This window comes from Herbidospora sakaeratensis, from assembly GCF_001570525.1.
Lineage (GTDB): Bacteria > Actinomycetota > Actinomycetes > Streptosporangiales > Streptosporangiaceae > Herbidospora > Herbidospora sakaeratensis.
Window position 1 is genome coordinate 40,534 of record NZ_BBXC01000022.1, and the last position, 14,607, is coordinate 55,140.

Annotated in this window: 15 protein-coding genes and 3 tRNA genes; 13 read left to right on the forward strand and 5 right to left on the reverse strand. The window is 70.4% G+C overall.

The window, feature by feature from the left end; all coding sequences use genetic code 11:
• Positions 1-18 precede the first annotated feature (18 nt).
• On the forward strand, positions 19-597 hold the full coding sequence (locus tag AW271_RS32410) for a hypothetical protein (RefSeq protein ID WP_062341420.1): 579 nt from the start codon (positions 19-21) through the stop codon (positions 595-597).
• Positions 598-600: 3 nt separating this feature from the next.
• On the opposite strand, the gene AW271_RS32415 is transcribed toward AW271_RS32410, so the two are convergent.
• Positions 601-2,571, reverse strand: a complete 1,971-nt coding sequence (locus AW271_RS32415; protein ID WP_062341421.1) for a M3 family metallopeptidase — start codon at positions 2,569-2,571, stop codon at positions 601-603.
• Between the two features lie 148 nt (positions 2,572-2,719).
• Here AW271_RS32415 and AW271_RS32420 point away from each other — a divergent pair.
• From AW271_RS32420 to AW271_RS32440, 5 genes are all read left to right on the forward strand, one after another.
• Positions 2,720-2,791, forward strand: a tRNA-Gln gene (locus AW271_RS32420).
• Positions 2,792-2,809: 18 nt separating this feature from the next.
• Positions 2,810-2,882: transfer RNA gene (locus tag AW271_RS32425), tRNA-Glu, on the forward strand.
• A gap of 29 nt (positions 2,883-2,911) precedes the next feature.
• Positions 2,912-2,984 (forward strand) — tRNA-Glu (locus tag AW271_RS32430).
• A 72-nt stretch (positions 2,985-3,056) separates the two neighbouring features.
• Positions 3,057-3,992, forward strand: a complete 936-nt coding sequence (locus AW271_RS42985; RefSeq protein ID WP_062341422.1) for a TlpA disulfide reductase family protein — start codon at positions 3,057-3,059, stop codon at positions 3,990-3,992.
• A gap of 41 nt (positions 3,993-4,033) precedes the next feature.
• Positions 4,034-4,531 carry a PaaI family thioesterase gene (locus tag AW271_RS32440; protein WP_062341423.1) on the forward strand — a complete coding sequence of 166 codons (498 nt, stop codon included), beginning with the start codon at positions 4,034-4,036 and terminating at the stop codon, positions 4,529-4,531.
• Here the strand turns inward: AW271_RS32440 and AW271_RS32445 are convergent.
• The gene (locus AW271_RS32445; RefSeq protein ID WP_062341424.1) at positions 4,528-6,219 is read right to left on the reverse strand and encodes a hypothetical protein; all 1,692 of its coding nucleotides are present in this window, start codon (positions 6,217-6,219) and stop codon (positions 4,528-4,530) included. The two genes, AW271_RS32440 and AW271_RS32445, sit on opposite strands and share 4 nt — an antisense overlap.
• 63 nt (positions 6,220-6,282) lie before the next feature.
• Positions 6,283-7,011: an IclR family transcriptional regulator gene (locus AW271_RS32450; protein WP_030456588.1), complete on the reverse strand. Its 729-nt coding sequence runs from the start codon at positions 7,009-7,011 to the stop codon at positions 6,283-6,285.
• A 132-nt stretch (positions 7,012-7,143) separates the two neighbouring features.
• Here AW271_RS32450 and leuC point away from each other — a divergent pair, with 132 nt between their 5' ends.
• From leuC to AW271_RS32470, 4 genes are read left to right on the forward strand one after another with little or no spacing between them, the layout of a single operon-like run.
• Complete coding sequence (gene leuC, locus AW271_RS32455) at positions 7,144-8,532, forward strand: 3-isopropylmalate dehydratase large subunit (RefSeq protein ID WP_062341526.1); 1,389 nt, start codon at positions 7,144-7,146, stop codon at positions 8,530-8,532.
• A 14-nt stretch (positions 8,533-8,546) separates the two neighbouring features.
• Positions 8,547-9,134: a 3-isopropylmalate dehydratase small subunit gene (leuD, locus tag AW271_RS32460; protein WP_062341425.1), complete on the forward strand. Its 588-nt coding sequence runs from the start codon at positions 8,547-8,549 to the stop codon at positions 9,132-9,134.
• A complete protein-coding gene (locus AW271_RS32465; protein WP_062341426.1) occupies positions 9,113-9,355 on the forward strand; it encodes an SCO5555 family protein in 243 nt (80 codons plus the stop codon). Before leuD ends, AW271_RS32465 begins: the two co-directional genes overlap by 22 nt.
• A 60-nt stretch (positions 9,356-9,415) precedes the next feature.
• Positions 9,416-9,715 (forward strand): HU family DNA-binding protein, encoded by a 300-nt coding sequence (locus AW271_RS32470; RefSeq protein WP_062341427.1) that lies wholly within the window; start codon positions 9,416-9,418, stop codon positions 9,713-9,715.
• A 60-nt stretch (positions 9,716-9,775) separates the two neighbouring features.
• Here AW271_RS32470 and AW271_RS32475 read toward each other — a convergent pair whose 3' ends face one another.
• Positions 9,776-10,690, reverse strand: a complete 915-nt coding sequence (locus tag AW271_RS32475; protein WP_063818190.1) for a TetR/AcrR family transcriptional regulator — start codon at positions 10,688-10,690, stop codon at positions 9,776-9,778.
• Between the two features lie 107 nt (positions 10,691-10,797).
• Here AW271_RS32475 and AW271_RS32480 point away from each other — a divergent pair, with 107 nt between their 5' ends.
• Positions 10,798-12,240, forward strand: coding sequence for an MFS transporter (locus AW271_RS32480; RefSeq protein WP_062341428.1), 1,443 nt, complete (start codon positions 10,798-10,800; stop codon positions 12,238-12,240).
• Here AW271_RS32480 and cofC read toward each other — a convergent pair.
• Positions 12,229-12,843: a 2-phospho-L-lactate guanylyltransferase gene (gene cofC, locus AW271_RS32485; protein ID WP_157554861.1), complete on the reverse strand. Its 615-nt coding sequence runs from the start codon at positions 12,841-12,843 to the stop codon at positions 12,229-12,231. The genes AW271_RS32480 and cofC overlap by 12 nt on opposite strands.
• A gap of 54 nt (positions 12,844-12,897) precedes the next feature.
• On the opposite strand from cofC, the gene AW271_RS32490 reads away from it, so the two are divergent.
• Entirely contained in the window at positions 12,898-13,572 is a 675-nt protein-coding gene (locus AW271_RS32490; protein WP_062341430.1) for a lysophospholipid acyltransferase family protein, read from the forward strand.
• A gap of 21 nt (positions 13,573-13,593) precedes the next feature.
• A complete protein-coding gene (locus AW271_RS32495) occupies positions 13,594-14,598 on the forward strand; it encodes an NAD(P)H-dependent glycerol-3-phosphate dehydrogenase (RefSeq protein ID WP_062341527.1) in 1,005 nt (334 codons plus the stop codon).
• The last annotated feature ends 9 nt before the right edge of the window (positions 14,599-14,607 follow it).

Consider the following 14,607-nt stretch of genomic DNA (forward strand, 5'->3'; position numbering starts at 1 on the left):
CGCCTCCACACTGAGCGCATGTCCTTAAGTGCGAAGATCTCGCGCGCGTTCATCGCCGTCACCGTCGCCGCCACGGTCGTGGTGGCCCCGGCCGGGCCGGCGTCCGCCGGGGTCTGGCAGCTCACCGACGGGTTCGAACCCGCCACCAATCCGGAGTCCCGGTGGACGCCCACGGTCGTCGACCAGTGCTGGGGGCCCTACTACACCGGCGGTCTCGGGCCGCCCCGCTCCGGCACCGGCTTCGCCCACTGGCGGGTGCTCTACCGGCCCGACTGGTGCGCGATCGGGCGCACCATCACCCTCACGCCGTTCATCACCCGCCCGGGGCCCATCAGGTGCACCGCGGGCGTCTGGGCGCGGCTGCGCGGCCAGGGTCCCCAACTGAACGTCGAAGTGATCGATCCCGACACCTGGACGTACATCGCCCTGAAGACGGTGCCGTATCCCGGCTGGCGGGCCGACTACACCCTCCACACGGTGAGCTGGACCGCGCAGCGCGCCGACGTCGTGCTGCGGTTCGCCATGGCGGCCACGGACAACGGGCCCTACGCCGCCGAGATCGAGCTCGACGACGTCACCGTGCAGTGCACCTACTGATCGTCAGAGCAGCCCGCGCCTCTCCAGGAGCGGTTCGATGCGCGGGTCGCGGCCGCGGAAGGCGCGGAAGGCGGCCATCGGGTCGGCGCTGCCGCCCTTCGACAGCAGCCGCGACCGGAAGAGGTCGCCGTTCTCCCTGGTCAGGCCGCCGTTCTCGGTGAACCAGTCGACCGTGTCGGCGTCGAGGACCTCGCTCCAGATGTAGGAGTAGTAGCCCGCCGCGTAACCGCTGGCCCAGATGTGCGCGAAGTAGGTGCTCCGGTAGCGCGGCGGCACGGCCGGCAGGTCGAGCCCGGCCGCGCGCAGGGCGGCGACCTCGAAGGTCTCGGCGTCGCCGCCCTCGTAGTCGGTGTGCCAGGCCCAGTCGAGCAGAGTCGCGGCCAGGTATTCGACCGTCGCGAAGCCCTGGTTGAACTTCTGCGCCTCCAGCATGCGGTCGACCAGGTCGCGGGGCATCGGCTCGCCGGTCTCGTGGTGCTTGGCGTAGTTGGCCAGGATCTCGGGGTGGGTCGCCCACATCTCGTTGACCTGGGAGGGGTACTCGACGAAGTCGCGCGGCACCGACGTGCCGGAGAAACGCGGGAAGCGCACGTCGGAGAACAGGCCGTGCAGGGCGTGGCCGAACTCGTGGAACATCGTGTTGACCTCGTCGAAGGTCATCAGGGTCGGCTCGCCCTTGACGATGTTGAGGTTGTTGACCACCACCGGCCGGTAACCCGTCAGCCCCGACTGGTGCACGAGGCTGTTCATCCAGGCCCCGCCGCGCTTGGACGCCCGCGCGTGGAAGTCGCCCAGGAACAGGCCCAGCGGCGAGCCGTCCTCGTTGGCGACCTCCCAGATCCGCACGTCGGGGTGGTAGCCGACGAGGTCGGCGCGTTCGGTGAACGAGAGGCCGTAGAGGCGGTGGGCGGCGTGGAAGACGCCGTCGACCAGCACGCGGTTGAGCTCGAAGTAGGGGCGCATGGCGGCGCTGTCGATGTCGTAGCGGGCCTGGCGCACCTTCTCGGCGTAGAACGACCAGTCCCAGGCCTCGATCGGGAAGCCGGCCTGCTCTTCGAGGGCCGCCTGCTCACGCCGGGCGTTGGCGACGGCGGGGGTGACGAGCTTGTCGAGCATCTCGGTGACCGCGCCGGTGGTGCCGGCGGTCTGGTCGGCCAGCGCGTATTCGGCGTGGTCGCGGTAGCCGAGCAGGTTGGCCCGCTCGCGGCGGAGCGCGGCGATCCGGGTGATCAGGTCGGCGTTGGCCGCCCCTCGGCCGGTGGAGGCGCGGTGGACGCGCTCGCGCAGCGACCGGTCGGTCAGCGACGACAGGGCGGGCTGCCCGGTCGGCAGGACCAGGGTGATCAGGTGTTTCCCGTCGAGGCCCCGCTCGTTCGCGGTCTCGCGCAGCCCGGCGATCTCGTCGGCGGTCAGGCCGTCGAGGGCCGCCGCGTCGTCGACCGCGACGGCCCGCGCGTTGGTGTCGTTGAGCAGGTTGAACTGGAAGGTCGCGGCCAGGCCGGACAGCTCCTCGTTGATCGCGCGCAGCCGGGCCTGCTGGTCGTCGTCGAGCTCGGCGCCCGCCCGGACGAAGTCGGTCAGGTAGCGCTGGAGCAGCCACCGCTCGTCCGGCACGTCGGTCTGCACGGCCTTGATCCGCGCGTAGAGCGCCGGATTGAGGGCGACGGCGTCGTTGTGGGCCGCCAGCTTCGGGGTGATCTCCTGCTGGATCTCCTGGATGCGGGGGGTGGTGTCGCTGCCCGCCTGGTTGAAGAAGGCGATGGAGACCCGCTGGAGCATGTCGCCGGCCCGTTCGAGCGCTTCGAGGGTGTTGGCGAAGGTCGCGGGCTCGGTCTGCGTCGCGATGGCGTCGATCTCGGCGAGGTGGTCGGCCATGGCCCGTTCGAACGCCGGAACGTAGTGTTCCTCCCTGATCTCCGCGAACGGCGGCAGCCGGTAGGGGAGGGCGCTGGGCGTGAGGAACGGGTTGGTCATCGGCCGGACTCCTTCGCGAAACGGGACTTTCAGCTTGTCACACCGCTCGTCGGCGAGGCGATCGGCTTTCGTTTTGGCAGTGGGCCCGGAGCTGGGCTATTCTTTCGGAGTCGCGAGCGATAAGCCCCCCGGGGAACAAGTTCGCTGATGGGGTATGGTGTAATTGGCAACACGACTGATTCTGGTTCAGTTATTCTAGGTTCGAGTCCTGGTACCCCAGCGCACGTAGTGCAGCTTTGCTCCCGTCGTCTAGTGGCCTAGGACGCCGCCCTCTCAAGGCGGTAACGGCGGTTCGAATCCGCTCGGGAGTACGAGATTTCCCTCTCACCAGCAGTTCTAGGGCTCCGTCGTCTAGCGGCCTAGGACGCCGCCCTCTCAAGGCGGTAGCGGCGGTTCGAATCCGCTCGGGGCTACCTCGAAAACGGACTTCCACCTGGAAGTCCGTTTTTTGTTGCCCTCAGATTAGATAGTGCTACTATCGATACATGAGCTATCTACTGGTGGACGGACGCGTGGAGACCATCCCCGGGGCCGTGGTGCCCCACGGCGTCCCGCTGATGGGCTGGGAGCGCAAGCCGCACGGGTGGTGCCGGGGAGACGCCTGCATCCCGGCCTTCCGGGCCGCCGCGGCCGAATCGGCCGAGGGCGTCGACGTGGTGAAGTTCGCCGAGCTCCTCGGGCGTCCCGTGGTGGCGGGCGAGGGGGTCGTCGCGGTCGGCGAGCCCGTCACGGCCGATCTGGGCGTCGCGCCCGGTTTCACCCTCGACGGGTTCACCCTGTCGTCGCTGCGGGGCCGCAAGGTCGTGCTGGTCTTCTGGGCGTCGTGGTGCGGGTGCCGCTACGACCTGCCGGCCTGGCTGGCCCTCGGCGAGGAGCTGCCCGTGGAGATCGTGCCGATCTCCCTCGACCGGTCCCGCGCCGACGCCGCCGAGTGGCACGACGGGCCCGTCGACGCCGAGGGCGTCGTGGCCGAGCTCTACAACGTCGTCAACGTGCCGACCGTGGTCTGGATCGACGAGGAGGGCCGCGTCGCCCGTCCTCAAGACACCATGACCGCGACCGACGCCTTCCGCGCCATGAACGGCCTGTCGTCGGAGGCGGCCGTCGCGGCGCTGCGCCACTGGGCGCTGACCGGCGAGTCGGGCGCCTCGGGCCGGAGCCTGCGCCGGGCCACCGAGGGGGAACGGACCGCCCGCCTGCACGCCCGGATCGCCGCCTGGGCCTTCCGCGAGGGCCGTCCCGGCCAGGCCCGCCACCACCTGGCGGTCGCGGCCGAACTGGCCCCCCACGACGTCGCGATCAGGCGCGGGCTGATGCCGCTCGACGGCGTCGACCCGTTCGGCGACGCCTACTTCGCCCTCAGGGGCGAACTGGAGGACGCGGGCATCGCGATCTACCGTCCGCTGCCCGACTGGAGCTGACGATTTGCCTCCGGCCAGCCCTGGGTTCCAAAATTAGACTCATGACGACCACGATGCAGAGCCGGACCCACTCCTGGGCGCCCCCGACGATCCCCGCCGACGCCGCAGAGATGTCGGGGCTGGAGTTCCTCCAGGCCATGCTCGACGGGACGATTCCGGCCCCGCCCATCGCGGGCACCCTGGGCTTCACCATGCTCCGGGTCGAGAAGGGGCTGGCCGTCTTCGAGGGGGAGACCGGTGAGCATCAGTACAACCCGATGGGCACCGTGCACGGCGGCTACTTCGCCACCCTGCTCGACTCGGCCCTCGGGTGCGCGGTCATGACCGCCCTGCCGGCGGGGCGGGCGTACACGACCGTGCAGCTCAACGTGAACATGATCAGGCCCGCGTTCGCGCACACCGGGCCGCTGCGTTGCGAGGCGAAGACCCTGCACGTCGGCCGGACCACCGCCACCGCCGAAGGGGCGCTCGTGGGCGTGAACGACGGCAAGCTCTACGCCCACGGCACCACGACCTGCGCGGTCTTCGCCCTGCGTTAGTCGCCTGAGCGGGCCTTGAACAGGGCCCGCTTGGCGGCCTTGCCGACGTTGCGGTCGGGGTGGGCCTCGGCGATGGCCTCCAGCAGCTCGTCGAGGTGGGGGTGGCGGACCTTCCAGATCACCTCGAGGAGGCTGATCAGGTCGGTCGCCGGGCCGATGTCCTCGAGGCTGCTGACGAACTCGGCGCGGCCCAGGCCCGCCGAGATGGTCCACATGTCGAGGATCAGCCAGTGGGTGTCGGCCTGGGTCGGCTCGGGCGCGTCGTCGACCTCGAGCTGGGTCAGGTGGGTCGCGGCGTAGGAGCGCAGCGACTCCTCGGCCAGGGCCTTCTTCCAGGCCGGGATCGCCACCTCGCCGAGCTGGCCGACCAGGGAGGCGGCCTGCACGCGGACGAGCGCGTCGGACTCGTCTTCGACGGCCGCGCCGAGCAGTTCCTCGGCGGCCTGGGCCGGCTCGCGCAGGCGCATCCAGGCGGCGAACTCGGCGTCGGCCTCCTCTTCGGACATGTCGGCGCTGAGCGACAGCAGGTCGTGGGCGGTCATGGCGTCGATGGCCGGGCGGGCGTCGATGTCGAGGTCGGCCTCGTCGACCAGGTGGACGACGCCCTCGGTGCCCAGGGAGGTCAGCCGGACCGTCTCACCGTCGACCTCGGCCATGCCGTAGCCGGTCAGCCAGTCGAGGACCGGGGCCAGCGGGTCGCCGGCCGCCTCCCACGCGGCGTCGCCCAGGTCGTCGTAGTCGCGGACCGCCTCGGCCAGCTCCTCGCGCAGCTCGTCGAGCGCCTTCTGGCCGCCGCTCAGCAGCACCCGGATCAGGGTCTCGCGGGTCAGCCCCGACAGGGCCAGGGTCAGGTCGTCGTCGTCGAGCTCGGGGTCGCCGTAGTCGATCGAGCCGAGGCCGAGCATCCAGGCGTCGAGGACGTCCTCGTCGTCGTCGAACGGCCAGGCGGCGGTGTCGGAGTCGATGCTCACGGTGTCGTCGCCCGAGGGGGTGACGAACTCGAGGTCGATCGCCAGGTTCCACAGGTTCCACAACTTCTGCGGACCGGGCAGGGCCAGGGCCGTCACGGCCTCGTCGACCTCGGCGTCGGTCAGCAGGGTCGACTGGCCGACCTTGCGGTCGGTGCCGATCCAGACCGACAGGTCGCGGGCCGAGGTGATCAGCGGCACCCGGCGGGCCTCGGCGGCCAGCTCGGCGTCGGGGCGCAGCCGCAGGGTCGGCAGCTCGGCCAGTTCGTCGGCGAAGGGCTCGAAGTCGCCGAGGCCCTCGTCTTCGTCGCCTTCGTCCTCGTCGTCCCACTCGGTCTCGCCGATCGCGTCCTCCATGCGGTCGACGAAGTCGTCTTCGAGCGCGTCGAGCTCGTTGAGCAGGAGTTCGAGGCGGTCGGAGCCGGCCGTCAGGCGGCCGGTCTCGTGGAGGAAGGTCAGGTAGGACCGCAGCGAGGGCACCATCGCGTCGGCGGCGGCGTCGGGGTCTTCGACCACCTGCGGCAGGCGCTCGAGCATGAGGGGGCGCAGATCGTCGCGGCGCCAGTGGCCCACGTCGGAACGCTGGCTCAGGCGGTGCCACAGGGCGGCCGAGCCGACCAGGTCGGGGTCGCTTTCGGGTGCGTTGGCGGGCACCCAGAGAAGGAATTCCTGGAGCAGGGGACGCAGTTCAGCGGCGGCTGCCTCAATGCGATCTGTCACCCCGCCAGCCTAGGGCCAAGAGGCGAGGCCATCTAACCGGTTGGCCCTCCTTCGGCAGACCGTTCAGGCCCCGTTCGCACCGGCTCTGCGCATCGCCTCGGTGATGCGGTCGGCGGCGCTCACGACGGGCGCGGCGTGGAGGCGGCCCGGGGTGCGGGTGAGACGCTCTATCGGGCCCGAGACCGACACGGCGGCGATCACCTTGCCGCCCACGCCGCGGATGGGCGCCGACACCGAGGCGACGCCCTGCTCGCGCTCGCCGACGCTGTGGGCCCAGCCCCGCCGCCGGACGCTGGCCAGGGTCGCGGCGGTGAACTTGGCGCCGCGCAGGCCCCGGTGGAGCCGGTCGGGCTCCTCCCACGCGAGCAGGATCTGGGCGGCGGAACCGGCGCTCATCGGCAGCGCCGACCCGACGGGAACGGTGTCGCGCAGGCCGCTGGCGCGTTCCGCCGCCGCGACGCACACCCGCTCGTCGCCCTGACGGCGGTAGAGCTGGGCGCTCTCGCCGGTCAGATCACGCAACTGGGTCAGGACGGGACCCGCGACCGCGAGCAGGCGATCTTCGCCCGCAGCGGTGGACAACTCGGACAAACGGGGGCCCAATATGAAGCGACCCTGTGTGTCGCGGGACACGATCCGGTGATGCTCCAGGGCCACCGCGAGACGGTGAGCAGTGGGTCGGGCCAGCCCGGTGGCCTGGACCAACTGCGCGAGCGACGCCGGTCCGGCCTCCAGGGCGTTGAGCACGAGGACGGCCTTGTCGAGTACGCCGACTCCGCTAGAGTTGTCCATACCCCGATACTGCCGTCTCGCTATCCGAGATGCAACCGAAGCAGTGGCGGTTAGAAGATACAGTGTCCATATCCCGATATTTCAGTCTCATGATGAGAGACGGGACGATAACGCGAGGAGGCGTTGGAGACCATGGGACGCACACTGGCCGAGAAAGTATGGGAGCAGCACGTCGTCAGGCGCGCCGACGGTGAGCCCGACCTGCTCTTCATCGACCTCCACCTCATCCACGAGGTGACCAGCCCGCAGGCGTTCGACGGGCTCCGCATGGCCGGGCGGCCGGTCCGCCGGCCCGACCTGACCATCGCCACCGAAGACCACAACGTGCCGACGGTCCGCGGCCCGATCGCCGACCCGGTGTCCCGCACCCAGGTCGAGACGCTGCGCAAGAACGCCGCCGAGTTCGGCATCCGGCTCCACCCCATGGGCGACGCCGGCCAGGGCGTGGTGCACATCATCGGCCCGCAGTTCGGGCTCACCCAGCCGGGCATGACGATCGTCTGCGGCGACAGCCACACCTCGACCCACGGCGCCTTCGGCGGCATCGCGTTCGGCATCGGCACCTCCGAGGTGGAGCACGTGCTGGCCACCCAGACGCTGCCGGCCTACCGCCCGAAGACGATGGCGATCGAGGTCAAGGGCGCGCTGCCCTTCGGCGTCACGGCCAAGGACCTGATCCTGGCGATCATCGCCGAGATCGGCACCGGCGGCGGCCAGGGCTACATCGTCGAATACCGGGGCGAGGCGATCCGGAACCTCTCGATGGAGGGCCGGATGACGGTCTGCAACATGTCCATCGAGGCGGGCGCCCGCGCGGGCCTGATCGCCCCCGACGAGACCACCTTCGCCTACCTGAAGGGCCGCCCCCACGCTCCCGAGGGCGAGGCGTGGGACGCCGCGGTCGACTACTGGAAGACCCTGCGCACCGACGACGACGCCGTCTTCGACAAGGTCGTGGAGATCGACGCCGCGACGCTCACCCCGTTCGTCACCTGGGGCACGAACCCGGGCCAGGGCGCGCCGCTGAGCTCGGTCGTCCCGGCGCCGGAGCAGTTCGGCGACCCGATCGAGCGGTCGGCCGCCGAGCGGGCGCTGGAGTACATGGGGCTGACCGCCGGCACCCGGCTCACCGACGTCGAGGTCGACACGGTGTTCGTCGGCTCGTGCACCAACGGCCGGCTCGAAGACCTGCGGGCCGCCGCCGAGATCCTCCAGGGCCGTCAGGTGCGCACCCGCACGCTGATCGTGCCGGGCTCGATGATGGTCAAGCTCCAGGCCGAGGCCGAGGGGCTCCACGAGGTGTTCAAGGCCGCCGGGGCCGAGTGGCGGGAGGCCGGGTGCTCGATGTGCCTGGGCATGAACCCCGACACCCTCGCGCCGGGGGAGCGCAGCGCCTCCACGTCCAACCGCAACTTCGAGGGCCGGCAGGGCAAGGGTGGCCGCACCCACCTGGTGTCGCCGCAGGTCGCCGCGGCGACCGCCGTCACCGGCAAGCTGACCGCCCCCGCCGACCTCGTCTGACCCGGAGAGCTCTGATGGACGCCTTCGTCACCCACACCGGCACCGCCGTCCCGCTGCGGCGCAGCAACGTCGACACCGACCAGATCATCCCGGCCGTCTGGCTCAAGCAGGTCAGCCGCACCGGCTTCGAGAGGGGCCTGTTCGCCGCCTGGCGCGAAGACCCCTCGTTCGTGCTGAACGACCCGGCCTACGCCGGCGCCTCGGTCCTGGTCTCCGGGCCCGACTTCGGCACCGGCTCCTCGCGCGAGCACGCCGTCTGGGCCCTGCAGCAGTACGGCTTCCGCGTCGTCATCGCCGCCCGCTTCGGCGACATCTTCCGCAACAACTCCACCAAGATGGGCCTGCTCCCGGTCATCCTGTCGCCCGAGGCGGTCGAGACGCTGCAGAAGGCCGTCGAGGCCGACCCCGCGACCGAGATCACCGTCGACCTGGCCGAGCGCCAGGTGCGCGCGGCGGGCGAGACGTGGTCGTTCGAGATCGACGACTACACCCGCTGGCGGCTGATGGAGGGCCTCGACGACATCGGCCTGACCCTCCGGCACGCCGACGCGATCGCGGCGTACGAGAGCGAGCGGCAGCCGTGGCTGCCGAAGACGGCCTGACCGGCCCCGAAGAAGAACTGGCGCGGCGGCTGCGCGACGCGCAGCGCCGCGTTCGGGACCTACCCTTGACAGGGGAGGAGCGGGAACGTGTCGCTCGGAGGCTGCTCGCGATCTGTGATGCGGCAAAGCGCGACATTCCCCATGCAACCACCCGGCTGGAGGGCTTCATCGCCTTCCTGGACGGCGAATTCGACACGCCGAGTGGCGGCGAATTCACGTAAGGTGATTGAGTAACGCGCGTTCCTCCCCTACTTTCAAAGCGCGTAAGGGGGAGGAACCACATGAACAAGAAGGAACTCGTCGACGCCATCGCCGACCGAGTCGGCGACAAGAAGACGGCGACCGAAGCGATCAACGCCGTCATCGACGCCATTCAGCAGGCCGTCGCCAGCGGTGACAAGGTCTCGATCACCGGCTTCGGCGCTTTCGAAATGGCCCACAAGCCGGCCCGCACCGCGCGCAACCCTTCCACGGGTGAGCCGATCAAGGTCGCCGAGAGCTGGGCGCCGAAGTTCCGTCCGGGGGCCGATTTCAAGGAACTGGTCAACGCGGGCGGTAAGAAGGCGCACAAGAAGAAGTAGCCACAGCACGCGGAAAACGGCGCACCCGATCCATTTCGGTTTCGGGGGCGCCGTTCCTGTTTACGGCACCGGAAATGTGCTGAGCGTGATGAACGAGATCACGCCGTCGGCCAGCACGACGTTCACCCGCTGGCCCGGCCGGAGCAGCCGCAGCGGGCCCGCGTCGAAGGCCGCGGCCGGGAACGGCACCTCGGTGCCGTCGTCGAGGTAGACCGACCCTGAACGGGTCTCGTCGTCGAAGGTCTTCACCGTCGCCTGCACGCCGTCAGGGTAGTCGATGTAGGACGCCAGGCCCCTGAGGATGATGTCGAGCCCGAGCTCGAACCGGTAGTCGTTGGTCTCGCCGGTCATGTAGCGCGCCATCGCCGTCAGGTTCGGGTAGTCGTCGGCCGGCAGGTCGCGGAAGTAGCCCTCCATCTGCTCCATGACCTCGGCCCACTTCTCCGGCGTGGACGCCTTGAAGCGCTGCTCCCACATGCCCTCCTCCAGGGTGAACCCTTCGAGGAAGGTCGACAGCAGGTCGCCGGCGATGGCGGCGACCCGGTCGGGCAGGCCGGAGCGCAGGATCGCCATCAGCCGCTCGACGTTGGGCATCAGCTCGGGCGTGAACGGCACGTGCTGCATGGAGATCCAGGCCAGGTCGCGGTGGGCGCGCAGTCGGGTCCGGCCGGCCCGCGCGAAGTCCTTGATCTGCTCCATCCAGTTGGCCGGGTCGGGCTCGGGCAGGCCGTCGCCGACGAACATGCGTTCGTACATGAGCTTGAACAGCTCTTCCTTGTTCTCCACGTGGGCGTAGAGCGCCGAGACCGCGACGCCGAGCTCGGCGGCGACCTGGCGCATGCTCAGGCGGTGGTAGCCCTCGCGGTCGAGCACGACGTAGGCCGCGTCGACGATGCGGTCGCGGGTGAGCGGGACCTTCGCCGGACGCTTGGGCTCCTGATCGTTCTTCTCCCACGGGGGCGTCGGCATGGTCATGCAGCCAAGCCTTTCAGATGAACAGTGTTCTTGCTTACTGAACACTGTTCATGCTAGAACAGTGTTCACTTCATTATGAACACTGTTCTCCTCCCGGGGGTAATCGTATGTCCCAGACGACCGTCACGGGGGTGACCGAGGGCTACCGGTGGCGCTGGCCGGCCCTCTTCGTCATCCTCGGCGCCGAGATCATGGACCTGATCGACGCCATGGTCACCAACATCGCCGGCCCGCACATCCAGGCCGAGCTGGGCGGATCCGAGACGCTGCTCCAGTGGCTCGGCGCCGCCTACACCCTGGCCATGGCCACCGGCCTGCTCACCGGCGGCCGCCTCGGCGACGTCTTCGGCCGGCGCCGGATGTTCATCGTCGGCGCCGTCGGCTTCACCGTCAGCTCGCTGCTCTGCGGCCTGGCGATGTCGCCCGAGATGCTCGTCGCCTCCCGCGCCCTTCAGGGCCTGTTCGCCGCCGTCATGCTGCCACAGGGGCTCGGCATGCTGCGCGAGATGTTCCCCCCGTCGGAGGTCGGCAAGGCGTTCGGCCTGTTCGGGCCGGTCATGGGTCTGGCGGCGGTCGGGGGGCCGATCCTGGCCGGGTGGCTGGTCGACGCCGACTTCTTCGGCACCGGCTGGCGCATGATCTTCCTGATCAACCTGCCCGTCGGCCTGCTGGCCATCGCGGGCGGGCTGCGCTACCTGCCCGAGTCGAAGTCGCCCAGCCCGCCCTCGCTCGACCTGCTCGGCGTCGTGCTGGCCTCGGTCGCCGGGCTGCTCGTGGTGTTCCCGCTGGTCCAGGGCCGCGAGCACGACTGGCCCGCGTGGGCGTTCGTGATGCTGGCCGCCTCGCTCGCGGTGTTCGGGCTGTTCGGCTGGTATCAGGGCCGGCGCACCCGCGCGGGCCGCGACCCGCTGATCGAGGGCAGCCTGTTCCGCAAGCGGGCCTTCAACGGCGGCCTGGTCACCGGGCTCGTCTTCTTCTCCGGCATGTCGGGCTTCATGCTGGTCTTCAACCTCTACACCCAGATCGGGCTGCACTACTCGCCGCTCAAGGCCGGTCTGGCGGGCGTCCCGTGGTCGATCGGCATGATCGTCGGCTTCGGGCTGGTCCAGCCGCTCATGAAGTACGGCCGCGCGTGCCTCCAGGGCGGCACGCTGATGATGACGGTCGGCGTCGTGCTGGTCTGGGTGACCCTCCAGCTCGCCGGGCTGAGCGTCACCCCCTGGCAGCTCGCCCCCGCGCTGGTCCTCACCGGCATCGGCATGGGCTTCCTGATGGCGCCCTTCTTCAACCTGGTGCTCGCCGGGGTGGAGCCCCACGAGACCGGCTCGGCCTCCGGCACGCTCACCGCCGTGCAGCAGCTCGGCGGCGCGTTCGGGGTGGCGCTGCTCGGCACCGTCTTCTTCGACCTGCTGGGCGAGGTGCCCAGCCCGGAGACCTTCGAGACCGCGATGGAGACCACGCTCTGGGTGGTCGCCGGGATGCTGCTGCTCACCTTCGTGGTGTCGTTCCTGCTCCCCAAGCACGTCAGGGAAGAGGACCTACAGCACTAGGCGCGCCACGGCGGCGGTGTGGGGCCCCAGGCCCAGCGCCGCCGCCGCGGCCAGGTCCTCGATCGTGTCGACGTCACGGCGGACCGAGTCGACGTCGGCCAGGCAGAGCTCCTTCGCGCCGCCCGACAGGTGCCGCGCCCGCGACTCGCCGCCGAACCTCGGCCGGAAGGGCACGCCGGGGCGCACGGCGTACAAGACGGTGCCCACGTCGGCGGCGTCGGGCAGGAACGCCTGGTCGAACTCGGCCGCCGCCGCCAGCACCCGCGCCAGCTCGCCGGGGCGCAGCGCGGGCAGGTCGGCCTGGAGGGCGGCCACCGCTCCGGTGGCGCTCGCCGCCCCCGCGCGCAGCGCCGCGTTCAGCCCGACGTCCGGGTCGTGGACGACCTCCGCCCCCAGCCCCGCCAGCACGGCCGCCGGCCTCGGGTCGGCCGTCACCACGATCACCCGCGCGACCCCCTCGGCCGACGACGCGGCCGTCACCGTGTCGGCGGCCACCGCCACCGCCAGGTCCTCCCGATGGGGCCCCACGGCGGCGGCCAGCCGGGTCTTGGCCCTGATCAGGGTCTTGACGGGGACGACGATCGTCCATCCGAGCCGTTGCATGACACCAAGCATCGCGCCTCGACATCGGCTCGGGCCAACCGGGACACTTGGGTGATGAGCCGCCGCCCCGGGCGACCGTCCCGTTTCTGGGAGACGGTCGCCGTCGTGATCATCAAGCCGCTATCGCTGCTGCTCGTGAAGCACGACTGGCGCCGGCTCGACCGCATCCCCCGGACCGGCGGCGTGATCGTCGTCGCCAACCACCTGTCGTGGACCGACCCGGTGCTGCTCGGCCACCTGCTCTACGCCTCCGGGCGCTGGCCGGTCGTGCTGGCCAAGTCGGGCGTCTTCGGGGTGCCGGTCCTGGGAAAGGTGATCGCCGCGCTGCGCGCGATCCCGGTCTACCGGGGCAGCTCCGACGCCAACCGCTCGCTGAACGACGCGGAGGAGCGCCTGGCCGAGGGCGGCGCCATCCTGTTCTATCCCGAGGGCACGATCACCCGCGACCCCGAGCTGTGGCCGATGGCCGGCAAGACCGGCGCGGCCCGCCTGGCCCTGGCGACGGGCGCCCCGGTGATCCCGATCGCCCACTGGGGGGCGCAGGAACTGCTGCCGTACGGCGAGAAGAAGCCCCGGATCCTCCCGCGCAAGACCTTCAAGGCGGTCGTCGGCGAACCGGTCGACCTGTCGGGGTTCGCCGACCGCCCGGCCGAGGCGACCGCCGAGATCATGCGCGCCCTCACCCTGCTCGTCGCGGAGCTACGGGGTGAGAAGGCGCCTGACGCCTAATCACCGCGTACGGTGAGCACCATGACCAAGGCTGCCGTTTTCGGGTCCGGTTCGTGGGGCACCATGTTCGCGCTCATTCTCGCCGAGGCGGGCACGAAGACCACGCTGTGGGGCCGCCGGCCCGATCTCATCGAGGCGATCGACCAGCGCCACGAGAACCCCGACTACCTGCCCGGACTGCGGCTGCCCGACTCGGTGCGCGCGACCACCGACCCGGCCGAGGCGATGGACGGCGCCGACTACGTCGTGCTGGCCGTGCCCTCGCAGACGCTGCGCGAGAACCTGGAGCGGTGGCGGCCGTGGTTGCCGCCCCGGGCGGTGCTGGTCAGCCTGATGAAGGGCATCGAGTTGTCGACGACCAAGCGCATGAGCGAGGTCATCGAAGAGGTCGGCGGGGTGCCCCGGGAGCGGATCGCGGTCGTGTCCGGCCCCAACCTGGTGGGCGAGCTGGCCCAGCGGCAGCCGGGGTCGACGGTCGTGGCGTGCTCCGACGAGGCGGTGGCCGCCCGGTTGCAGGAGGCGATCCACCTGCCCTGGTTCCGCACCTACACCAACACCGACGTCGTCGGGGTCGAGGTCGGCGGCGCGGTCAAGAACGTGATCGCGCTCGCGGTCGGGGTGTCGGCCGGCATGGGCATGGGCGACAACCTCGCCGCGACGCTGATGACCCGGGGCCTGGCCGAGATCTCCCGGCTGGGCGTGGTGCTCGGGGCCGACCAGCACACCTTCGCCGGACTCGCCGGGATGGGCGATCTCATAGCGACATGTACGTCTCCATTGTCCCGTAACCGTACTTTCGGTGAGAATCTTGGGCGCGGCATGACCTTCGAGGAGGTCGTCTCCGTGACCAAGCAGACCGCCGAGGGGGTCAAGTCGTGCGAGTCGGTGCTGGAGCTCGCCAGGAAGCACGACGTCGAGATGCCCATCACCGAGGTGGTCGTCGGGGTGGTGCACGACGGCATGACCCCCGGCGAGGCCGCGATGCTGCTGATGTCCCGCACCCCGAAACCAGAGCGCTACGTGTGAGAGCGGGTG